Source organism: Labilithrix sp., from assembly GCA_019637155.1.
Taxonomy (GTDB): domain Bacteria; phylum Myxococcota_A; class Polyangia; order Polyangiales; family Polyangiaceae; genus Labilithrix.
Map to the genome: position 1 here is coordinate 102,304 of JAHBWE010000004.1, position 21,625 is coordinate 123,928.

General features: G+C 69.1%; 21 protein-coding genes. 15 read left to right on the forward strand and 6 right to left on the reverse strand.

Annotated elements, in window-relative coordinates:
- The first annotated feature begins 2 nt into the window (after positions 1 to 2).
- Genes iscU through KF837_09080 form a run of 5 tightly spaced genes read left to right on the forward strand, consistent with a single transcriptional unit; the run spans position 3 to position 3,598 of the window.
- Positions 3 to 395 carry a Fe-S cluster assembly scaffold IscU gene (gene iscU, locus KF837_09060; protein MBX3227451.1) on the forward strand — a complete coding sequence of 131 codons (393 nt, stop codon included), beginning with the start codon at positions 3 to 5 and terminating at the stop codon, positions 393 to 395.
- A gap of 6 nt (positions 396 to 401) precedes the next feature.
- A complete protein-coding gene (locus KF837_09065) occupies positions 402 to 788 on the forward strand; it encodes an iron-sulfur cluster assembly accessory protein (protein MBX3227452.1) in 387 nt (128 codons plus the stop codon).
- A 9-nt stretch (positions 789 to 797) separates the two neighbouring features.
- On the forward strand, positions 798 to 1,319 hold the full coding sequence (hscB, locus tag KF837_09070; protein MBX3227453.1) for a Fe-S protein assembly co-chaperone HscB: 522 nt from the start codon (positions 798 to 800) through the stop codon (positions 1,317 to 1,319).
- Between the two features lie 9 nt (positions 1,320 to 1,328).
- On the forward strand, positions 1,329 to 3,248 hold the full coding sequence (gene hscA, locus KF837_09075; protein ID MBX3227454.1) for a Fe-S protein assembly chaperone HscA: 1,920 nt from the start codon (positions 1,329 to 1,331) through the stop codon (positions 3,246 to 3,248).
- Entirely contained in the window at positions 3,248 to 3,598 is a 351-nt protein-coding gene (locus KF837_09080; GenBank protein MBX3227455.1) for a 2Fe-2S iron-sulfur cluster binding domain-containing protein, read from the forward strand. Before hscA ends, KF837_09080 begins: the two co-directional genes overlap by 1 nt.
- 12 nt (positions 3,599 to 3,610) lie before the next feature.
- On the opposite strand, the gene KF837_09085 is transcribed toward KF837_09080, so the two are convergent.
- Entirely contained in the window at positions 3,611 to 4,000 is a 390-nt protein-coding gene (locus tag KF837_09085) for a hypothetical protein (GenBank protein MBX3227456.1), read from the reverse strand.
- On the opposite strand from KF837_09085, the gene KF837_09090 reads away from it, so the two are divergent.
- The 7 genes from KF837_09090 to KF837_09120 all read left to right on the forward strand — a co-directional run bounded on the left by KF837_09090 (position 3,953) and on the right by KF837_09120 (position 12,508).
- Positions 3,953 to 4,477 carry a hypothetical protein gene (locus KF837_09090; GenBank protein MBX3227457.1) on the forward strand — a complete coding sequence of 175 codons (525 nt, stop codon included), beginning with the start codon at positions 3,953 to 3,955 and terminating at the stop codon, positions 4,475 to 4,477. The two genes, KF837_09085 and KF837_09090, sit on opposite strands and share 48 nt — an antisense overlap.
- A gap of 150 nt (positions 4,478 to 4,627) precedes the next feature.
- Complete coding sequence (locus KF837_09095) at positions 4,628 to 6,313, forward strand: trypsin-like serine protease (GenBank protein ID MBX3227458.1); 1,686 nt, start codon at positions 4,628 to 4,630, stop codon at positions 6,311 to 6,313.
- Complete coding sequence (locus KF837_09100; protein ID MBX3227459.1) at positions 6,310 to 6,810, forward strand: hypothetical protein; 501 nt, start codon at positions 6,310 to 6,312, stop codon at positions 6,808 to 6,810. Before KF837_09095 ends, KF837_09100 begins: the two co-directional genes overlap by 4 nt.
- A 775-nt stretch (positions 6,811 to 7,585) precedes the next feature.
- Positions 7,586 to 7,849 carry a hypothetical protein gene (locus KF837_09105; protein ID MBX3227460.1) on the forward strand — a complete coding sequence of 88 codons (264 nt, stop codon included), beginning with the start codon at positions 7,586 to 7,588 and terminating at the stop codon, positions 7,847 to 7,849.
- Positions 7,850 to 8,123: 274 nt separating this feature from the next.
- Positions 8,124 to 9,893 carry a hypothetical protein gene (locus KF837_09110; GenBank protein MBX3227461.1) on the forward strand — a complete coding sequence of 590 codons (1,770 nt, stop codon included), beginning with the start codon at positions 8,124 to 8,126 and terminating at the stop codon, positions 9,891 to 9,893.
- A gap of 283 nt (positions 9,894 to 10,176) precedes the next feature.
- Complete coding sequence (locus tag KF837_09115) at positions 10,177 to 10,557, forward strand: hypothetical protein (GenBank protein ID MBX3227462.1); 381 nt, start codon at positions 10,177 to 10,179, stop codon at positions 10,555 to 10,557.
- 52 nt (positions 10,558 to 10,609) lie between these two features.
- A complete protein-coding gene (locus KF837_09120) occupies positions 10,610 to 12,508 on the forward strand; it encodes a TIGR02996 domain-containing protein (protein MBX3227463.1) in 1,899 nt (632 codons plus the stop codon).
- Here the strand turns inward: KF837_09120 and KF837_09125 are convergent.
- Together KF837_09125 and KF837_09130 are read right to left on the reverse strand one after the other, a co-directional pair.
- Positions 12,499 to 13,578 (reverse strand): isoaspartyl peptidase/L-asparaginase, encoded by a 1,080-nt coding sequence (locus KF837_09125; GenBank protein MBX3227464.1) that lies wholly within the window; start codon positions 13,576 to 13,578, stop codon positions 12,499 to 12,501. The two genes, KF837_09120 and KF837_09125, sit on opposite strands and share 10 nt — an antisense overlap.
- Before the next feature lie 214 nt (positions 13,579 to 13,792).
- Positions 13,793 to 14,128 carry a helix-turn-helix transcriptional regulator gene (locus KF837_09130; GenBank protein MBX3227465.1) on the reverse strand — a complete coding sequence of 112 codons (336 nt, stop codon included), beginning with the start codon at positions 14,126 to 14,128 and terminating at the stop codon, positions 13,793 to 13,795.
- Positions 14,129 to 14,199: 71 nt separating this feature from the next.
- On the opposite strand from KF837_09130, the gene KF837_09135 reads away from it, so the two are divergent.
- Positions 14,200 to 14,946 (forward strand): SDR family oxidoreductase, encoded by a 747-nt coding sequence (locus KF837_09135; GenBank protein ID MBX3227466.1) that lies wholly within the window; start codon positions 14,200 to 14,202, stop codon positions 14,944 to 14,946.
- A gap of 153 nt (positions 14,947 to 15,099) precedes the next feature.
- Complete coding sequence (locus tag KF837_09140; protein ID MBX3227467.1) at positions 15,100 to 18,024, forward strand: hypothetical protein; 2,925 nt, start codon at positions 15,100 to 15,102, stop codon at positions 18,022 to 18,024.
- Here the strand turns inward: KF837_09140 and KF837_09145 are convergent, their stop codons facing one another.
- Genes KF837_09145 through KF837_09155 form a run of 3 tightly spaced genes read right to left on the reverse strand, consistent with a single transcriptional unit; the run spans position 18,025 to position 19,832 of the window.
- The gene (locus tag KF837_09145) at positions 18,025 to 18,237 is read right to left on the reverse strand and encodes a hypothetical protein (protein ID MBX3227468.1); all 213 of its coding nucleotides are present in this window, start codon (positions 18,235 to 18,237) and stop codon (positions 18,025 to 18,027) included.
- Between the two features lie 36 nt (positions 18,238 to 18,273).
- On the reverse strand, positions 18,274 to 19,407 hold the full coding sequence (locus KF837_09150; GenBank protein MBX3227469.1) for a cellulase family glycosylhydrolase: 1,134 nt from the start codon (positions 19,405 to 19,407) through the stop codon (positions 18,274 to 18,276).
- Positions 19,404 to 19,832 (reverse strand): hypothetical protein, encoded by a 429-nt coding sequence (locus KF837_09155; GenBank protein ID MBX3227470.1) that lies wholly within the window; start codon positions 19,830 to 19,832, stop codon positions 19,404 to 19,406. The genes KF837_09150 and KF837_09155 overlap by 4 nt, the downstream gene beginning before the upstream one ends.
- 359 nt (positions 19,833 to 20,191) lie before the next feature.
- On the opposite strand from KF837_09155, the gene KF837_09160 reads away from it, so the two are divergent.
- Positions 20,192 to 21,625 carry a hypothetical protein gene (locus tag KF837_09160; GenBank protein ID MBX3227471.1) on the forward strand — a complete coding sequence of 478 codons (1,434 nt, stop codon included), beginning with the start codon at positions 20,192 to 20,194 and terminating at the stop codon, positions 21,623 to 21,625.

A 21,625-nucleotide genomic window follows, 5' to 3' on the forward strand; every position in this document is an offset into this window, starting at 1 on the left:
TCATGGCGTACAGCGAAAAAGTCATCGAGCACGCGGAGAACCCGAAGAACGTCGGCACCCTCGACAAGGACGACCCCAGCGTCGGCACCGGCCTCGTCGGCGCGCCGGCGTGCGGCGACGTCATGCGTCTTCAGATCAAGGTCAGCGATGACGGCGTGATCGAGGACGCGAAGTTCAAGACCTTCGGCTGCGGCTCCGCGATCGCGTCGTCGTCCCTCGCGACGGAGTGGATCAAGGGCAAGAAGGTCGAGGAGGCGGAGGCGATCAAGAACGTCGACATCGTCAACGAGCTGAACCTCCCCCCGGTGAAGATCCACTGCTCCGTCCTCGCCGAGGACGCGATCAAGAGCGCCATCGCCGACTACCGCGCGAAGCAGGCGGCGAAGAGCGGGTAAGGAGCGATGGATCCGCAGGTCGAAAAGAGCGCGCCGGCGTCGAAGTCGCTGAGCATCGAGATCACCCAGGCGGCGGTCGACGCGGTCGCGCAGCAGATCGCGAAGCGCAACGTGCCCGGCACCGCGCTCCGCGTCGGCATCCGCGGCGGCGGCTGCTCGGGCTTCTCGTACGTCATCGAGTTCCACGACGGCGAGCCGAAGGCGCGCGACGTCGTGTACGACCGGAAGTCGTCGAGCGGCGAGGACGTGCGCATCATCGTCGACAAGAAGAGCCTCCTCTACCTGAACGGCGCCACGTTCGACTGGGAGAAGACGCTCATGCGGCAGGGCTTCAAGTTCATCAACCCGAACGAGAAGTCCTCCTGCGGCTGCGGCACGTCGTTCACGGTCTAGGCACTTTCGATGGAAGACCCGTTCGCGCTCCTCGGCGCTCCGCGCCGCTACGATCTCGACCTCGACGCCGTCGAGAAGAGCCACCGCGAGCTCTCGCGCGCGCTCCACCCCGACAAGTTCGCGTCGGCCGGCGCGAGCGAGCGGCGCGAGGCGCTCGAGAAGGCCGCGGACGTCAACGAGGCGTGGCGCATCCTGCGCGATCCGCTCCGCCGCGCGGAGGCGCTCTTCGGGCTCGCGGGGATCCCGATCGCGGAGGACAGCCACTCCTCCACCATCAGCGTGCCGCCGCAGTTCCTGATGCAGATGATGGCCTCGCGCGAGGAGCTCGCCGACGCGCGCGCGGCGAAGGACCTCGCGAAGGTGCAGAAGCTCGGCGAGCAGATCCGCGAGAAGTGGGACGTCGCCGAGCTCAAGCTCGCGGCGGGCCTCGAGAAGAACCCGTCGTCGGTCGTCGGCGTCCTCGGTGAGCTGCGCTTCTACAAGCGCTTCCTCGACGAGGTGGAAGCGATCGAAGACGAAGCGGACGGGTGAGCCGTGGCGATGCGTGAATCGGGGTTGATGGAGATCTTCGACCCGAAGGCGCCTCCGAAGGCGATCGGGATCGACCTCGGCACGACCAACTCGCTCGTCGCGTACGTGAAGAACGAGCGCCCCGTCACGGTGAAGGACTGCGACCTCGCCGCGCTGGTGCCGAGCGTCGTGCACTACGGAGGGGCCGGCGACGTCGTCGTCGGGCGGAACGCCGCCCTGCGCGCGAGCGAGCACCCGCGCGAGACGATCGTGAGCGTGAAGCGCTTCATGGGTCGCGGCGGCGACGATCCCGAGACGCAGCGGCTCGGTCCCTACGCGTTCGTGCCGCCGAAGGAGGGCGCCCCCAACGTCGTGCGCTTCGACGTCGGCGAGCGCGTCGTCACGCCGGTCGAGGTGAGCGCGGAGATCTTGAGGTCGCTGAAGCGCATCGCGGAGGACGAGCTCCGCAGCGTCGGCGGCGCGGTCATCACCGTGCCGGCGTACTTCGACGACGCGCAGCGCCAGGCGACGAAAGACGCGGGCCGCCTCGCCGGCCTCGACGTGCTGCGCCTCCTCAACGAGCCCACCGCCGCCGCGCTCGCGTACGGCCTCGAGAAGAAGCAAAACGGAAAATTCGCGGTCTACGACCTCGGCGGCGGCACCTTCGACGTCACGATCCTCGTCCTCGACGACGGCGTCTTCCAGGTGAAGTCCACCGGCGGCGACAGCGCGCTCGGCGGCGACGACATGGACCGCGCGCTCGCGGAGGAGATCTTCACGCTCGCCGGTCGCGACCCGAAGGCGGCGTCGCCGAGCGAGATCCGTGTCGTGCTCGACCTCGCGCGCAAGGTGAAGCACGGCCTCACCGGCGCAGCGGAGGTGGAGGTCGAGAGCCCCTTCGGAGGCGGCGCGTCGTTCGTCGTCACGCGCGCGCGCTTCGACGCCCTCATCGAGCCGCTCCTCGCTCGCACGGGGGTCGCCTGCCGCCGCGCGCTGAAAGATGCAGGTTACAAGCCGCGCGAGCTCGACGGCGTGATCCTCGTCGGCGGCTCGACCCGCGTCCCCGCCGTGCGCTCCTACGTCGAGGAGCTCTTCGGGCGCCCGCCGCTCGCGGACATCGATCCCGACGAGGTCGTCGCGCTCGGCGCCGCGATCCAGGCGAACCTCCTCGCGGGGCAAGGCGACGCCGACGAGGTGCTGCTCCTCGACGTGATCCCGCTCTCGCTCGGGATCGAGGTCGGCGGCGGCGTCGTCGACCGCATCCTCCCGCGCAACACGACGACACCGGCCGCGGCGCGCGCCTCGTACACGACGCAAGAGGACAAGCAGACCGGCTTCGAGATCCACGTCGTGCAGGGCGAGCGCGAGATGGCGGCGGACTGCCGCTCGCTCGCGAAGTTCACGCTCAAGGGGATCCCGCCGATGGCGGCGGGGATGGCGCGCCTCGAGGTGACGTTCCGCGTCGACGCCGACGGCCTCCTCGCCGTCACCGCGCGCGAGGAGCGCACCGGCATCGAGCAGACCGTGAGCGTGAAGCCCTCGTACGGCCTCGACGACGACACGGTGGAGGAGATGCTCCTCGCCGCGATCGACCACGGCGAGGAAGACCTCGCCGCGCGGAAGCTCGCGGAGGTGCGGGTCGAGGCGGGGCGCGTCGTGTCGTCGACGAAGAAGTCGCTCGCGGCGGACGCGGACCTGCTCGCCGGCGACGAGCGCGCGCGCATCGAGGCCGCGATCGCCGCGCTCGAGACCGCGGCGACGGGCACGAACGCGGGGCAGATCGAGCTCCGCATCTCCGACCTCGACGCGGCGACGAAGGAGTTCGCGGGCCGCCGCATGAACCGCGCGATCGCGAAGGCGATCGAGGGCCAGTCGCTCGCGTCGGTCGAGCGCACGGTGGAGGACGCGAAGGGCATCGAGGCGGCCCACGCAGAGAGGCCAATGCGCTGATGGCGATCGTGAAGTTCCGGGGCTACGGCGAGGTCGAGGTGCCGGTCGGCACGAGCATCCTCCAGGCGGCGCAGAAGATCGACGCGCCGGAGGGCTACGCGTGCGGCGGCGTCTGCGCGTGCTCGACGTGCCACGTCTACGTGAAGGCCGGCCGCGAGCTCCTCACGGAGCAGGAGGAGGAAGAGGAGGACATCCTCGACAAGGCCTTCGACGTCCGCGCCGACTCGCGCCTCGGCTGCCAGTGCGTCATCGAGAAGGACGGCGTCGTCGAGGTCGAGATCACGCGCGAGAGCCTCGAGGCCTTCGAGAACGAGCACCCGGAGCATCGCGGCAAGTACACGAAGCGCTGAGCCGAGCGCGGTTCAGCCGCGGGGAGCGACGCCCGGATCGCACGTCCCCGCGAGCGGATCGGCGCCTGGCGCGCTCGGTGTGATGCGGACGGCGGTCGAGCGCATCGTCTCCTGGCCGTTCTTGTAGGCGCGGGTCCAGAGCTCGATCCGAGCGCCCGTCGCCGGGAGCGTCGTCGCGCCGCTGGCGATCGCGGTGTCGTCGAGGAGCTGCGAGATGCAGGTGCGGAGCTGGACGCCTTGGGCGGGGGCGTCGACTTGCCACACGTCGCAGGCGACCCCCGCGACGACGTCGTGCTCGCCGGTGGGGCGCGCGTCGTTGACGGCGAAGAGGGCGCGTACGAGCGCGGCCGAGTTTTGGGGGTTCGTCGCGTTCGGGCTGCCGAGAAGGAGGCGGTCTATCACCTCGCCGACGAGTACTCGCTCTTCTACCTGCGGTGGATCGAAGGCCACCGCGCGTCCACCTCGGGCTTCTGGGTGACGCGGCGCACGTCGCCGGCGTGGCGGGCGTGGAGCGGTCTCGCGTTCGAGGCGGTCTGCTTGAAGCGTGCGCTCGGGATCGAGGCGGTCGAGACGGTCGAGTCCGGGTGGCGTCACCGGCCGCGCTCGCGTTCGGAGAGCGGCGCGCAGGTCGACCTGCTCATCGACCGAAAGGACGCCACGATCAACGTCTGCGAGATGAAGCTCTCGGAGGCCGAATTCACGATCGACAAACGCTACGCCGCGGAGCTACGCGAGAAGACGGTCACGTTTCGACGTGTCACGGGGACGAAGAAGACGCTGCTCCCGACGATGGTGACGTCGTACGGCGTCCGCCCGGGCATACATCGCGACGAGCTCGTCGCCGCGACGGTGGAGATGCCCGCGCTCTTCTCGCCGTAGCGACTCACGATTCTCCTCGCGTCGAAGTACCAGCTCCGCTCACGACGATCTCGAAATGCACGGATGGCGCGATTGACACCGATGTCCTCCTCTGTTCACCTGTGCCTCGCTGGCGCTTTGGCGGCGTACACCGGCGAGGGGAAAAGACACATGACGAGGTTCGGCGGGCTCGCGTCTCTGACTACCGCGACGATCATCCTCGGCGCCTGCGCTACGAGCTCACCCCCTCTCCAGTCTACGAGACTTCGTGTGTACATCGGCGATGATCATCTCGCCGGACCGGATGGTGACGCTCATCCGCAGGTGGTACGGCTTCAGATAACGAAGGCGGATGGTACCAACGCCGGATTTTGCACCGGATGGCTCTCGTCGAGCAACACCATCACCACGGCCGCTCACTGCATTCGCGCAAGGGGCAGCGATGCGCCCAACGCGACGTGGCGGGTTGACCCTCTCGCTGGTTCCGTCGAACAACGTGAGGCGCTCGTCGCGCTCGGCACGACGACCGTTGGGCTGGAGCATCCGGTCCACACCCGGCTTCGGAGGGAGAGCGACGAGTGTCATGGCGTCGACGTGGGCGTGCTGGTCTTCCCGCCAGAGAGACGCATCCCGCGCACGCTCCTCAGGCCACTGCCCGTGATCCCGGAGCGCGCTGATGAACCGGGTTGCGGGGACAATCAGTACTGCGTCACCCTTCTCGGAGCCGGTCTCGGTGGCCCGTTCACGGACGGCGAGAAGTGCGTGCAAGCGACGGCTCAGATCAATTGGCTCAACATGGAGAGCGGTCTTCGCAACGGCTCCTGCACGGAGAACTCCGACATGCTCTCTGGGGAGTACGATTTTGACGACTCGCAGCCGTGCGGGGGTGACTCCGGCGCACCGATTCTGTGGCGGGACACGGGCGAGGTCATGGCGATGCATGCCGCACGCCGAGGTGACGGTGGAGACGACTCGGTCGGTCCGATTCTCTGGATCACTCGCGGTAGCCCGAACGCCGCGCGGCAATGGCTGTGGCCCACCGCCCTCGATCAGGACGGCGACGACATCGACGCCGCGCGTGACAACTGCGACCTCGTGGCGAATCAAGATCAGGCAGACTGGGACCACGACGACGTCGGCGACGCCTGCGACGACAGCGATGGAGACGGGATCCTGGACGCCGACGAGCTCTCCGCGGGCACCGATCCAAGCCTGCGGGACACCGATGGAGATGGCCTGGAGGATCTCGATGAGATTCGCCGGGGAACGAACCCGCGCATGGCGGACACCGACGGGGACGGTCTTCGAGACGGGGATGAAATCAGTCTGGGAACCAATCCGCTCCTAGGCGACACGGACGGAGACGGCCTGAGCGACGGCGATGAGGTCAACGTCCATCGCAGCGATCCGCTACGCGCGGACACGGACGGAGACGGGCTCGCGGATGGAGACGAGGTTCGACGCTACGGCACGGACCCGACGCGCTCCGACACGGACGATGACTTGCTGAGCGATGGTCTCGAGATCGACCTGTTGCTCGATCCAAAGAGTCGCGACACGGACGGAGACGGCCTCATCGATGGGAAGGACCCACAGTTCGTGATCGTCGCGATCCGGCGACTTCCCGACGAGGTGGTCAAGCCAAGCAAGAACCCGCTCTACAACGCGCTCGACCAGGCGGAGCGCAAGCTGCTCGTCGGTGACGTCGCCGGCGCGACGGAGAGGATCGACTTTCTCCTCAAGAAGCTCGACGGTTGCGGTTCGAGCCCCGGCAACGATGACTGGATCGTGGTCTGCGCAGAGCAACGCACCGTCCGTACGCTGACGGAGCTCCTTCGGACGAACCTGACGCGATGAGTGGTCGTTGGGCTTTTCGTCCGGCAGAGTGGTTCATCGTGCTCATGGGCCTCCTGACGAGCGCTTCCAGCGCGTCGCTCGCGTGCGGTGTCGACCGCTGTCAAGAAGGCCCGGCCTGCGGCGCAGCCGTAGATGTGGCGTTCGTCTCTCCGATCGATCCAAAGCGTGACCGACTCGAGGTCGTTGTCGACGACAGCCGCGTGCTTCGCTGCATCCCCCAACCCCGGTACTATCGCTGCGATCAAGGGCTACTCGTCGATTACAGGGAGGATCAAGACGGAGGAACCCCGATCGTGAGCGGATTTCTCCTTACCGAGTTGCCGCCACCGTCGACGTTGAACGTCCGCGTTCTGCGTGACGACCGACTGCTCGGCGAGGCCTCGTTTCGGCCCGAGTATCGGGACACTCCGGCGCCAAACGGCGAGGAGTGCCGGCCTTGTCGCTATGCGGAAGCTCTCACGATGACCGTCGCCCACGAAGGCCACGATGGTGGCTGAGGGCGAAGGTCGGCGGCTCCACGCCGTCGCCGCCGTCACGTTCACGCTCGGCACCGCGAGCGCGGTTGGATGCTCCGATGAACCCACGGGAGGCGTCGTCGACGTGTCTGACGGTGGGGCAGTCGCGGACGGTCCTGGCGAGAGCGTGGCCGACAGCGGTCGCCAGGGAGTCGACGCCGGCGCGGCGATCTCCTCCGAGGTCGCGGCGCGCTTCGCGGTTCTCATGGGGAGCTGCTCCCCGAAGGTCAAGGCGGAGGCGATCCTCCGCCAGCTCTACGACGCAGACGGACCGCTGCATCTTCGCGCCGTCGCTGCGTGCGCGGCGGCGAAGAGCAACGGGTGCGCAGCGCTCGCCGAGTGTGCCGGACAGGTACACGAACGCATCGGCGGAGCGTGCCCCTCGCGCTGCGACGGTGACGTGGTCGAGACGTGCGACGACGGCGTGCTCTCGCGCGAGGATTGCGCTGTGCGTGGGCTCGTCTGTCTGACGCGCGAAGGTGGCGGGCTCCCCGCCTGCAGTGAACGTGGCGCCGCTCCGTGCGTTGCGGGACCGAACAGCACGCGATGCGGCGACGATGGCCACGCCCACTCCTGCTCCCTGAGCAACGAGCGCGATGTTCGCGGGCCGCGCTGCACGGACCTCGGCATGACGTGCGCGGCGAACGGCTGTCAGGGCGGTGCGGCGTGCTCGGGGAGCTTCGTGCCTCAGGCGCCGCTCTCCTTCAGCGGGGCGAGCTGCGACGGCGACAAGGTCCGTGGCTGCGTCAACGGTGGCGTGGCGACGTTCGACTGCGAACGTCACGTTGTCGGTTCGCGCTGCCGCGTGATCGATGACGCCGGGACAGATACGAGCGCAGCGTGCACGCTCGGGGCGGAGTGCGTAACGAGCACGATCGGCGAGCGTACGTGCGAGGGCACCAGCGTCGTTCTCTGCAACCGCGGCCGGATCGACCGGATCGACTGCGCCGCGCTGGGCTTCACGGCCTGCCTCGTGCTCGACGACAAGGCCAAGGCCGTCTGCACCCCAGGCGTTCCGTGAACCGCGCCTCGGCGTGGTCTCAATGATGCCGCCAGACGGCCTCACCTGCCTCCTTCCTCGACGATGCATCGGTGGCCAAACCGGGGGTAGTAGACCGCTTTTTGGCTGCCTATGATTCCACGAGGCATGATCGGAGCGCCGCTGCCGCGCGGCGGCCCGCGGCATCGACCACTCCCCTTGCTCGAGCACGAACCGGCCTTCTTGCTGTCGGTGAGCGCGACGGACGCAGCGCGGGTGATGAGGAGCGGTGCGGCTGGTAGACTCGTTTGCTTCGATGTCCTTTCTCTTCGGTGACCTCTCGCGAGCGCCGTTCGTGACGAATTTCCTCGAGGAGCTTCGCGACGCGCTCGATTTTGCGGGCGGTATCGCGGCGGCCGATCAGACGATCGTCACCGCCGATGTGCGGCGCGAGGAGGCGCGGGGGCGCGCGGAGGTGGAGCTCGCGAGGCTCGAGGCGCTCGCGTGGGCGACGATCGCCGCGGCGGAGGCGTGCGATCGTGGCGGCGCCGACTCCGCGTCTGCGCGTCTCGCGGCGGAGCTCGGCATGCTCGTCAACGAGCGGCGCGACGTGGCCGACGCCGCGGTGCGTACGAAGCTCGAAGAGGAGATCGTCGTGCTCGATGCCGACGTGGTCGCGGCGCGTGAAGACTATTTCCCCACGCTCCAAGACTGGCTGCTCGTGCGTGCGCCGCCGAAGGCGAAGCAGACGTGGCGCGTCGAGCTGATCCCCGGAGCGAAGAAGGATCTGCACCGCTATCGCGCCGAGCTCGGCGGAGAGTCGCCGATCGGGCTCGCCTGGACGCTCGCGCTCGCGATCGCGGAGGACGGGATCTGGGCCGCGCCGCTCCGCGTCTCTCGTCTCGCCGAGGACCTCGCGATCGTCACTCCGCAGCTCACCGGTCTCGTGAAGAAGGAGGTCAAGAGCAAGCGGCAGAAGGTCGATCGTCATTGGATCACGGGCGTCGTGGACGACGGTGAAACGATGAGCATCGAGCTCCGCGCCGAGATCGGCGAACCGGAGGGGTTTACCGTCACCGTGGATCCGAGCGCGATCGCGCTGGTCCGGACCGGTCGGGCGGACGATCCGACGGTCGGGGCGTTCCCGGTGGCGCCAGAGGACGAGCCGGCGTTGCGCGATCTCGCGGCGAAGGTCCGCGAGTTGGTGCGCGCGCTCCCGAAGCAGCGGCTCGTCTCCGCGACCTTCGATGGTCTCCCTTTCGACGGTACGAGCGCCGAGTCGCAGCCGAAGCTCGTCGAGGTCGTGGCGCGCCTCGTCGAGAGCCTCGCGCCCACGGTCGATGACATCGCGTCCCGATCGCGCTCCGAAACGGAGCTCGTGTTGCGACGAGAGCTCGACGATGGGAGGCGCGAGGAGCTCTTCATGCCGAAGGCTCGCCTGCGCGAGAAATTCTCGGGCCTCGACGAAGCGCATCAGAAGCTCTTCGCCGCGGTCACGCGCTCTCTCTCTCCCAAGGTCCCGAGCGAACCGAGCCTGAAGGCGGTCCCGTCGGAGATTCGCTCCGAGATCGCGCAGCCGGAGCCTCCCTACGTGCGGCGGCGATCCTCCGGGTCGATGAACGCCGTCGTCGCGCCCCTCTTGAAGGAGAAGCCACCGGCGCCGTCTTCTCCGTCCCTGGAGGTCGGCGAGTCGGAGGCGCTCAAGCAAGCGCGCTCCGCCGCGAAGGAGGGGCGTCTCGACGACATGTTCCGGCAATACGGGACCGTGTTCGCGAGCGGCTCGTTCGCGTCGATGCGGCCCGACGATCAGCGGCAGGCGCTCAAGCTGATGTTCTTCGGCAAGCAGCCGGACGTCGCGAGCGACGACGTGAAGAACGCCTATCGCGTGACGCTGCCGATCCTCCAAGCGCTCGTGCTCAGAGATCGAGATCCGGCAGACTACGAGCTCCTCGGCATGGCGTACGCCGTCCTCGAGGAGCCGGAGAAGGCGATGGAGATCTTCAAGAAGGCGCTCGACGTCGAACGCGCGCGCAATCCCGCGTCCGATCTCTGCGGGAGCCTCATGCGTCGCGTGAGCCAGCTCTGATCGAGGAGACGCGCCCTAGCATGTATCGGTGGCCAAAACTGGCCTGTGTAGGGCACTTTTGGCTGCTTATGATTCTCGAGCCGAGGATCGGCGAGCAGGGGAGTAGGGTCGCCCACCCCGGGTTTTCCCGGCTCGAGATGCTCGAGCTCGATCACAACGAGCTCGGTCCCGAGGCGGGCGCGATCCTCGCGCGTGCACCGCGACTCCCGACCCAGCTCGGCGACGCGGGACCGAGCGCGTCCTCACGTGCGCCGACCTCGGCATCGACGGCGCGAGCTTCACGGTGGAGACGACGAGCGACGGCGCGTATCACCTCGGCACGTTCTCGGCGGAGGCAGGGATCGAGACGCAGCTCATCGTCCATGACGAGGATGGCACCTCGCCCCTCACCAGCTGGTCCGTTGCGACGACGGTGAAGGCCGACGGCTCCACGACCGTCTTCGACGCGCTCGTCTTCCATGCGGAGCAGGGCTCGGTCGTGATCCGCTACGACGAGCCGCAGTTCTGGACGCACGGCGCCTTCTCGCATCACCTCGCGGCGGTGCCGGTCGTCGAGTTTTGCGGTGTGCGCGCCGGGACGTCGGCGAGCCTGCCGCCGGCCGCGCCTCCGCCGCCCTCCGCGGGGGCGACGATCTCGAGCCGAGCCGGCGGGCACGCCTGGTAGGCGCTGCGTCTTCGGGTTTGCGCGCCGCCACCGGCTCGTCTCTACTCGGCGCATGGAAGCGACCACGCTGTTTCCGGCCGGGAGGCCGAACGCGCTCACGACGAGCGACATCTTCGTCGACGGGCTCGACGTCCACGAGCTGCGCAGCGATCTCCGCGGGACGCCGGTGGCGTTCCGGACCGGCGGCTACTGGGGCGGCGCGCGAACGGAGGTGACGAGCACCGCCGACCTCAAGAAGCGCGCGACGTCTTCGAAGCTGGGGACGCCGCTCGAGGGGATCTGCGTCGACGGGAGCGAATGGATCGCCGGCGGTCCGAGCGGGCTCTACCGCTCCGGAGATCAGGGCGCGTCGTGGAAGCTGCAGAAGATCGGCAAGATCGACCAGCAGATCATCGGGGTCGTGCGCCACGGCGGCGCGCTCTGGGTCGCCGGAATGGACGGATATCTCGCTTACCAGGACGGCAAAGACTGGGTCGAGATCGCGCGTCCGAAGGCGAAGAGGGTCCCGTTCTCCGAGTTTGGGACCTCGATCCCTTATCCCGTCGTCACGCTGACGCGCCTCGCGGTCGTGGGCGACGAGCTCTATGCGCTGGGCCACGGCGTCTGGCGCATCGACGTGAAGAAGAAGGAGGCGGAGCTCGTGGCGCCGAGCAAGACGCTCGTCGTCGCGATCGCGCGGACGGCGAAAGGCACGCTCCTCGCCGTCGGTGTCGGCGGCACCATCCTCCGTCGCGAAGGCAAGACCTGGAAGCCCGTCCCGGGTGGAAAAGACGCCTACGTCGGCGTCGTGCCGCTCGGCGACGAGGTGCTGCTCGTCTCGACGCTCGGTCTCAAGACGTCCAAGGACGACGGCAAGACCTGGAAGCCGCTCGCGGGCAGCCCGAAGCTCGATCCGGAGAAGGCTCGCTTCAACGTCGCGGTCGCGGACGGTCAGGGCGGCGCGCTCGTGGCGGGGTGGCGCGGCCTCCTCGTCCGCGTGTCGAACGACGGCCTCGGGCCGTGGGCGAAGGGAGCGAAGAAGGCGGCGCCGAAGGCCAAGGCCGTGCCGGCGGCGAAGGCGGGCCCTGCCGTCGTGAAGCCGAAGAACAAGGCCGACGAGGCGAAGCTCCTCGCGGCGGTCCTCGCGGATCCGGAGACCGACGACGCGCGCCTCGTCTACGCCGACTGGCTCACGGAGCACGGCGATCCGCGCGGCGAATTCATCACCGTGCAGTGCCTCCTGAAGACTCCCATCTTCGGCGCCGACGTCGATGATCTCCACCCCGACCACGTGACGCTCGGGAAGCGGGAGCACGAGCTCCTCAAGGCGCACGGCAAGACGTGGCTCGAGCCGATCCGGAAGTACGTCCACACGTGGAGGTGGCGGCGCGGCTTCCTCGAGATGCTCACCGGCAACGGCGCTCTCTTCCCCGGCGCGAAGGCGATCTTCGCCACCCACCCCGTCACTCACCTCGAGCTCAGGGGCCTCAAGAAGCCGGACTACGCGATGATCGCGAAGACCGACTTCGGCTCGCTCCGCTGGCTCAACCTCGCGGAGGTGCGCATGACCAGCAAGGACACGCACGTCCTCGGCGGGAAGAACCTCGCGAGCCTCGAGACGCTCCTCCTCTGGGCCAACCCGATCGACGACGCGGGCATCGTGAAGCTCGCCGAGAGCAGCCACCTCACCAAGCTCCGTGAGCTCTCGCTCATGGACTGCGCGATCGGCGACGAGGCCGTCATCGCGATCGCGCGCTCGAAGGTGTTCTCGAACCTCGAGGTGCTCAACATCGCGGACACGAAGGCGACGGACGAAGCGCTCCTCGCGCTCGCCTCGTCGAAGACGCTGAAGAAGCTCCAGCACGTGGAGCTCGGCTACGACGACGATCAGTTCAGCCCCAAGGCGAGGAAGGCCCTCGCGAAGGCGCTGAAGCCTGGCTGGGACGGCCGGAGATGGGAGCCCTACAACTGAGCGGGAGTGGGGCCCTTCCACGTGGAGGAGCCCTCCTCACGCGCGGCCCACGCCATGTCGCGATCGGCGCTCGCCGCGAGGTCGTCGCGCGTGACGACGATGATGCCGATGTCCTTTCCGCGGAGGAGATCGACCGCGCGTCGGGCGGCGGTCTCGGCGTTCGAGCCTGCGGTGAGCCACTCGTGGACGGCGCGCGCGAGGCCGGCCTCGACGATGCGTTCGCCCGTGCCCGTCGCGGCGGCGGCGCCGTGTTTTCCGGCGTAGAGACCGGCGCCGAGGATCGGGACGTCGCCGACGCGCCCGCGCAGGGTGATCGCGGTCCCGCCGGTCGAGAGCGCCACGCCGAAGCGTCCGTCGCTCGCGCGCACGGCGACACCGACGGTGTCCGTGCTCGCCCCGGCGTCGCGCGGCGCGGCGGCGTCGAACGGGCGCGCGACGAGCCCGGCGTCCTCGAGCGGGCGCTCGAAGTTCCAGCGCGCACGCCAGTCGAAGGCGCTCCACGCGGACGGGATCGACGGATCGCCGGCGAGGAGCTTCTGCTGCAGCTCGACTGTGCGATCGCGCGATGCCGGCGTCGTCGGATCGTGGACGGGCATGCCGAGCGTGCGCGCGAAGCGGGTCGCGCCGTCGCCGGCGAGGAGGACGTGCGGCGTGTCGAGGACGGCGCGCGCGACCTTGACCGGGTTCTTGACCTCTTCGATCCCGGCGACCGCGCCGAAGCGGCCTTCGGACGTCATCACCGACGCGTCCATCTGGACCGTCGTCCCGTCGAGCCGGACGCGCGATCCGGTGCCGGCGTTGAAGCGCGGATCGTCCTCGAGGACGGTGACACCTTCGACTGCGGCGTCGACGGGCTCGGCGCCGCGGGCGAGCGCGCGCAGCGCGGCGTCGACGGCGCTCCGGCATCCGTCGGCGGCGTGGGGCGGCGTGCCCACGCCGGCGTGGGCGATCGCGCCGGCCGGGCGCCGGGGCGGAGGCGTCGCGGCCGGCGCCGGATCGGCGTCGCGCGAGCACCCGAGCGCGGCGGGCGCGAGCGCGAAGATGCAGAGCCAGGCGCGCGTCGTCTTCATCGGGGTCGCCGGAGCTCCTGCTCGAGCTCCGGGAAGTAGCGCGCGACGTCGATGACGTCGAACCGGCGCAGGATCGAGCTCTCGACGCCGCCGAACATCGCGCCGGCCGCGGTTTCGCGAAGGGAGATCATCGCGCCGCACGATCCTTCCTTTCGCGCGGGATGTCCACGCTGGCGCGGCCGGTCCGGTCACGAAGTGGGGCCAGACCGCGCTCTCAGGGCGCGTCGGTCCGTGACGCGTGGCGGCGGCCCCACGCGCAGAGGGCGGCGATGATGGGGCGCAACGTGAGACCGAGCTTCGTCACGGAGTACTCCACGCGGGGAGGGACCTCGGCGAAGACCTTCCGCTTCACGATCCCGTGCGCCTCCATCTCGCGCAGCGCCTGGACGAGGACCTTCTGGCTCGCGCCGGGGCAGAGCCGGTGAAGCTCCGAGAGGCGCTTCGGACCTTCGAAGAGGAAGTACAGGATGTACGCCTTCCAGCGGCCGCCGATGACCTTGAGGGCGCGCTCCGCGGGGACGATCGGAAGCTCTTTGAGGATCGCGGCCATGCTTACCAAAAGGTAAGTATGGCATGAATTGGTCTATAGGCGCAGGACGGGAGGTACGGCATCCAATGGGCATGACCACCTCACCCATCGCCCTCGTCACCGGCGGCAGCCGCGGCATCGGCCGCAGTGTCGCCCTCCACCTCGCCGACCGCGGCGCCGACGTCATCCTCACCTACCGGGAGCGTGAAGACGAAGCGCGCGCCGTCGTGAAGGACATCGAAGCGAGAGGCCGCCGCGCCTCCGCGCTTCCGCTCGACGTCGGGCGCGCCGCGACGTTCGCGGGCTTCGTCGCCGAGCTCCAGCGCGTGCTCGAGGGGCGTCCGCTCGACTACCTCGTCAACAACGCCGGCGGAGGCCACGGCGCGCCCTTCGCGGAGGTGACGGAGGCCGACGTCGACGCGCTGCTCGCCGTCCACTTCAAGGGTCCGTTCTTCCTCACGCAGAAGCTCGTCCCGCTGATGGCCGACGGCGGCGCGATCGTGAACGTGACGACGGGGCTCACGCGCTACACGTACCCCGGCCAAGCCGCGTACGCGTCGGTCAAAGGCGCGCTCGAAGTCCTGACGCGCCAGCTCGCGCGCGAGCTCGGGCCGCGCCGCATCGCGGTGAACGCCGTCGCGCCGGGCGGCATCGCGACCGACTTCGGCGGCGGCGTCATGCGAGACCCCGACGTCCAGTCCTACGTCGTCGCGCAGACGCCGCACGGCCGGGTCGGCGTCCCCGACGACGTCGGCGCCATCGTCGCGCTCCTCGTCGACCCCGCCACCCGCTGGATGACCGGCCAGCGCCTCGAGCTCACCGGCGGCTTCGGCCTCTGACCGTTCGGAGCTGCAAAAGTCCGCTGTCGCCGTGCTCACTCGCGCGGCGACACTGAGGGGTGGGTGCACCAGCGGCGTTGCGCAACCTGGCTCGCAACTGCATGAAATGACATAAGACTACATTGTGGTGCAAGATGTGCTTCGAGCCACGTCATGCTTCGGCGTGCGGCCTTCCTTCTCCTTATGTCCCTCTCGGCGTGCTCCTTCGTCGAGGACGCCGGCGGCTCCTCGAGTGAGGTCAACGAAGGGGGTGAGCATCGCGGGACGCTCTCGTTCCCCGACGATCCGTTCATCGTCAACGCCGGCACGTCCGAGCCGCGGTGGGTGAAGCTCTCGATCCTCACGAGCGAGCCCGGGCGCGTCTACTTCCAGGACTCGAACAAGCTCCCCTTCCACCTCGACTTCGCGCGGAAGCACCTGCCTGGGTTCGCCGGGACGTCGCCGGGCGACTTCGCGCGCGCGTCGCTGAAGGCCGAGGGGCAGCGCGTGATCGTCGGCGCCGTGCTCATGCCGCCGCGCGGCGACGTGATGGAGTACGGCATCCAGCTCCTCCGCGAGGACGAGTACTCGCGCGAGGACGTCAAGCGCCTCCACGATCTCGTGAAGAGCAAGATCAACGTCGCGGAGGGGAGGCGCGCGACCGTGTTCTACATGCCGAGCTACGAGCAAGCCGCCGCGGCCGAGCGCGAGCGCGGCTGGCTCGCGGAGAACGGCGTCGTGATCGGATCGCCCGCGCGCTGGCTCGCCGGCGACGCTTGCTACTCCGACGGCTGGGCGTTCGGGCGCGCGAAGTTCGTCCCCGGCTCCGAGATCAAGCGGGCGCACCTCGAAGGGCGCCTGAAGCCCGAGGACATCCTCGTCACCGACGGCGTGCCGGCGGAGGTGCCGTTCGTCGCCGGCATCGTCGCGCTCGCGCCGTCGACGCCGAGCTCGCACGTCGCGATCCTCTCGAAGACCTGGGGGATCCCCTTCGTGTACCCGCAGAGCGAGAGCGAGCGCGCCCGCGTGCGCGCGCTCGAGGGCAAGGAGATCGCGCTTCGCACGACGGCGGCGTCGGACGTCTTCGGCCAGGCGACGTGCAAGCTCGACGTCATCGAGCCGAAGGGCGAGATCGACGCGCAGACCCGCGCCGACATCGCCGCGCTGCGCCGGCCCGCGCCAGTGACGATCCCGAAGAAGACGCGCCTCGGCGCGCTCACGAAGCCGAGCGTCGAGCTCGGACCTGCGGACGCGAAGTACTTCGGCGGCAAGGCGTCGAACTTCGGCACCCTCCGGCGCACCATCCCCGCGAGCTCGCCGAACGCCCTCGGCGTCTCGTTCGACCTGTGGGACGCGTTCGTCGCGCAGACGCTGCCGGCAGGAAAGACCTTGCGCGAGGAGATCGACGCGCGCATCGGCGGCCTCACGTTCCCGCCCGACATCCCCGCGCTCGAGGCGAAGCTCGTGCAGCTCCGCGAGATGATCGAGGACGACGCGGCGCTGCCGCCCGCGCTGAGGACGCAGCTCTTCGCCGACCTCCGCGCGTTCGGCTTCGATCCGAAGGTGAAGATCCGCTTCCGCAGCTCCACCAACGTGGAGGACGGCGAGACGCTGAGCGGCGCCGGCCTCTACGACAGCTTCAGCGGCTGCCTCGCCGACGACCTCGACGCCGACACGGCCGGCCCGAGCCTCTGCGATCCGGGCGAGGCGAAGGAGCGCGGCGTCGAGCGCGCGATCAAGAAGGTCTTCGCGAGCTTCTTCAACACGAACGCGGTGCTCGAGCGCATCAAGTACGGCATCGACGAGGACGACGTCGGGATGGCGCTCGCGGTGCACCTCTCGTTCCCCGACGAGCGCGAGGCCGCGAACGGCGTCGCGACGGTGAAGCTCGACTCGTTCAGCACGACGATGGAGCTCGTGACCCAGCTCGGCGCCGAGTCCGTCACGAACCCGGAGCCGGGCGCGCTGCCGGAGACGGTGACCGCGCAGATCTACGACTTCGGCGACGGGCCGAGCGAGCCGAGCGTCGTCTTCGGACAGGGCTCCACCCGCGTCGCGCTCGGCGCGAAGGTGATGACGTGGGAGAAGGACTACGTCGACCTCGCGCAGCTCATCGCGAAGGCGTCCGCCGCGTTCAAGAAGGACCACGCCGTCGCCGCCAACGCCGAGCTCGCGCTCGACATCGAGTACAAGAAGGACACCGACGGCTCGCTCTGGCTCAAGCAGATCCGCGCGATCCCGCAGCGCAGCAACGTGCCGTCGCTCGTGCCCGTCCTCCTCAACGAAGGGGCCGAGCTCTGCACGTTCCAGGGGGAGGCGGGCAACGTGCTCGGCAACCACCGCCTCAAGACGCGCGGCCGCCTCGACACGAAGAACGTCCGGCTCGCGCCGGAGACGATCGCACGCGCCTCCGTCGTCGCGAAGCTCGCGTGGGGGCCGTTCGGCGAGGGCGATCCGTCGACGTTCGCGGGCTCTTCGCACGCCGTCACCGATCGGGTCATCGCCGACACGTGGACCGCGCCGTTCGGCACCCTCACGCTCGCGAACACCGCGCGCCGGCTCGTCGCGCCGTCGGAGACGCCGCTCGTCGTCGCGCGCGACTTCGGCTGGCACTTCGAGGCGAAGTACACGACGCCGCGCGCGGGCTTCCTCGGCGCCGGCGAGATCGTCACCGTCAGGAGCGACGAAGCGTGGGTCTCCGAGTGCGTCGCCGACGATCAGGTCGCGCCCGACACGAAGGAGCTCCGCGTCGCCGGCCCGCGCGGCCTCGAGGTGACGACGCGCTATCGCTACCGCAAGGCGATCGGACCCTTCGAGAAGACCGCCTCGCTCGGGCGCTGGGAGTCGACCGAGATCCGCGGCCTCACGAGCGCGCCGATCGTCCTCCGCGGCTACTTCTCGCAGACGTTCCGTCCCGGTCACCACAACTTCGACGAGGACTTCGCGTTCGAGCCCGCGCTCGAAGAGGGCCTCCCCGCCGCGCAGGCGGCGGAGCTCGAGGCGAAGGACATCCAGACGATCTTCCTGCTCAACGCCGCCGCAGGGTCCGGCCGCTTCTACGTGCTCCGCAAGAGCACGCAGCAGATCGAGGCGCTCTGATCACTGGCCTTCGTACGTCTCGACCTGCACCGGCCGCCTCCCCGAGCCGAGGTGGGGGTACACGAAGACGAGACCGAGCCAGTAGAGGACGCAGAACGCGCTCGTGGCGATCGCGCTACGGCGCACGGCGCTCTTGACCGATCCGCCACGCGCGGCGACGAGCGGGATGAGCACCGTCGCGAAGAGGATGCTGATGAGCAGGGCCTTCTGCATGACGCATCCATTCTTGCACCTTCCGGGCCGAACGCGTCACCACTTGTGCGCGAGGCGCGCCTTCGTCATGCGGCCCCACGGCGTCGGCTCGAGCGGCGCGCCCGCGATGCACTGGTTCTTCCGCTCGGTGACGAGGTTCGGCGGGCAGTTGTTGTGGAACGACCACGCGAGCCACGGCACGTCGTGGCGCTCGGCGACGTCCCACAGCTTCGTGCAGTCCTCGGGGAACATCGTGACGTCCTGGTTCTGGAGCGGCCCCATCTCGCCGATGACGACGGGGAGCGAGCGCGCCGGGCGCACGACGAGCTCGTCGAACCGGTTCGCTCGGTTGTAGACGTGCGTCTCGTACGCGACGTTGACGCCGTTGCCCGCCGTGATCGGGTGCGTGACGTAGTAGTCGAGCGAGCGCCCGTAGTCGCGCGTCCCCTGCACCGTGACGACGTGCGGACGCTCCGGGCGCTCCACCGATCGGATCGCGGCGACCGCGCCGTTCATCGCCGCCCACACCTCCGCGTCTTGCTTGCCGTCCCAGTTGTCCTTCGGCTCGTTGACGATCCCGAACATCACGAACGGCATGTCGCGCAGCGCGCCGGCGAGCTTCTTCCACACGAGCGCGGTCTTCGCCGACGGCCAGCCGAGCGGCGTGAAGGTGGGGTCTTGCCAGAGCGAGACGAGGACGTAGACGCCCTTCTTCTTCCCGACGTGCCCGATCATCCGCATCACGTCGCGGAAGTAGTCCTCGTCGTCGAGGATGTTCCGGTAGTGCGTGCGCGCGTTCCCGATCTTCGCCCTCCCGTCGTCGGGGTAGGCCTCGAGGAGGAGGCGGAGGAAGCTCGCGTTCCACTCGTCGGTGAGGACGTCGATGCGGCGGAGCACCTCCGAGACGACCGGCGGGGCGAAGGAGCAGGAGTCGCAGGCGCGTGTATCATGCACGTTGGCGCCGCGGCCGTGGAACGGCTTGCCGTTCGGGAGGCGGATGCGCTTGTCCTTCACCTCGAGCCACGGCGTGATGAGACCTTCGCCGCTCGGCGCCTTCGCGTCCGGCGGGGCGCTCGCGGGTGCGACCGTCGTCTCCGGCTCCGGCGGCGGAGCCCACGCCGACGGCGAGGACGGCGGACGATCGCCGCACGCCGCCGCCGCCGCGAGCGCCACGACGGCGAGCCGCTTCACTTCGCCAGCGACGCGTTCAGGACGACCGAGCCGAGGAACTTGGGGCGACCGACCTCGTCCACGGTGCGGGAGGCGGCGACGGTGCTGGTCTCGCCGATGAAGACGCCCAGGAGCGCGGCGTCGACGTTCTGCGCCATCGGCACCGTGGTGGCGTTCACGGTGACGAGGTTCAGGACGACGATGCAGCGCTTGCCGCGGCTCGTGATGCTCTGGATCTGCGCGAGCATCCGGTTCATGTCCTTGAGGCCGAGCTGGCGCGCGTCGAACACGGTGAGCTCCTGGCCGAGCTCGCTCGCGAGGCGGGCCATGCCATGTGCGATCTCGAGGATGCCGTCCGGGTCGCGCTTGCTCGAGCCAATGAAGGCGAGCGACTGCCAGTCGTGCTGCTGGCACCGGAGCCAGAGACGCTGCCAGACCGGGTCCATGGTGTTGGACCCGGAAGGTCCCGTCCCCATCCCCGTATCGAGCATCATCAAGGGCGGATTCGGATGATGAGACATGGCCGGAGGAGGGTCGCTGATGGGAGTCCCGAGCGGGGGAGGCGCGTCGCTATGCGGCACGGTACCTCGGCGGGAGTCGGCACGGTCGAGTATATCCAAAACTTCCTCCAAACGGCTTCTAACGTGGGGCGGGCAGCACATGCTGTGGCGAAGATGCCGGCGCGACCCGGGCACGTCCGCGCGAGAAGCGCGGCTGAACCGTGGGCGTTCGCGTCGGGGCCGTCAGCATGCGCGTTGCCTCCAGACAAAGCGCGTGCCGGCCTGCTAGAACTTCCTGAGGCGCCTTGTCCAACCTCCTTCGCCCCCGTGCCATCGCGAGCATCCTCGCGCTCACGCTCCCCGCGTGCGTGATCCCGCTCACCGATCGCAACACGCCGGAGGAGAACGGCGGCGTCACCGGAGAGCCCGCGAACTGCGGCGCGCGCTCGAACATCGAGCCGAAGAGCAGCCTCGACGGCCCGAAGGGCGAGAAGCTCGTGGGGCGCTTTCAGCTGCCGAAGCCCGCCGATCCCGAGACCGGCGCCCCGGCCGAGACGGCGACGTACTTCGACTGGTCCGGCAACCACATCACGTTCCGGTTCCGTGGCACGAAGAAGGTCACGGTGAAGCTCGCGCTCCCCGCGAGCCAGAACCCGCAAGACCAGCTCGTCGAGGTCGTGGTCGACAACCTCGCGCCCGTCACGCGCCAGATCACGGTGACGAAGGACGCGAAGGGCAACCCCACGATCACGCCTGAGGCGAGCTTCGAAATCGGCGGCCTCTCCGACGGTCCGCACGAGGTCACGATCTGGAAGAACACCGAGGCGCAGAAGGGCGGCCTCCTCTACTCGGGCATCGACCTGAACGGCGGCGAGTTCCTCGAGAGCCGGCGGCGCTTCCGGCGCATGGAGGTCATCGGCGACTCGATCACGTGCGGCTACGGCAACACCGGGTCGAACGCGACGTGCCCGTTCGAGGTGAAGATCCGCGAGGTGAAGCTCCCCGACGGGAAGGTCGCGCCGGTGACGGTGCCGCTGACGGAGAACCAGTACCTGTCCTTCACGTCGCAGACGGCGCGCAACCTCGACGCGGACGTCGTGACTCTCTGCTGGTCGGGCAAGGGCGTCTACAAGAACTACAAGGAGAACGTCCGCATCGATCCGACGGGCGCGCCGGTGCCGGTCGACGACGCGACGACGACGGTCCCGCAGCTCTGGGAGCGCACCCTCGCGGCGGCGAAGGAGCCGCTCTGGGACTTCGCGCAGGAGAAGGAAGAGGACAAGCCGCAGGTCGTCGTCATCAGCCTCGGGACGAACGACTTCGCGCGCGACACGAAGCCCGACCTCCCCGAGAACGCGGAGGAGGGCGCGCTCCCGGGCGACAACCAGCCCGACGGCGACCTGAACTTCCCGGAGGAGATGGAGAAGTTCTACAAGACGTACGCCGACTTCGTGCAGAAGGTCCGCGAGCGCCGGCCGAACGCGCACGTCTTCCTCGCGACGCCGCCGATGCTGACCGACCAGTTCCCGCTCGACAACGCGCGGACGAAGATGAAAGACGTCCTCCGGCGCATCGCGTCCGAGCGCAACAAGGGCGGCGACGGCAAGGTCTACGCGATGGACCTCGTCGAGATGGGCTTCCGCTACGGCCTCGGCTGCGACTACCACCCGAACCTCGAGGTGCACGCCATCATGGCGCAGCAGCTCACGGGCGCGATCCGGTCGAAGACCTGCTGGTAG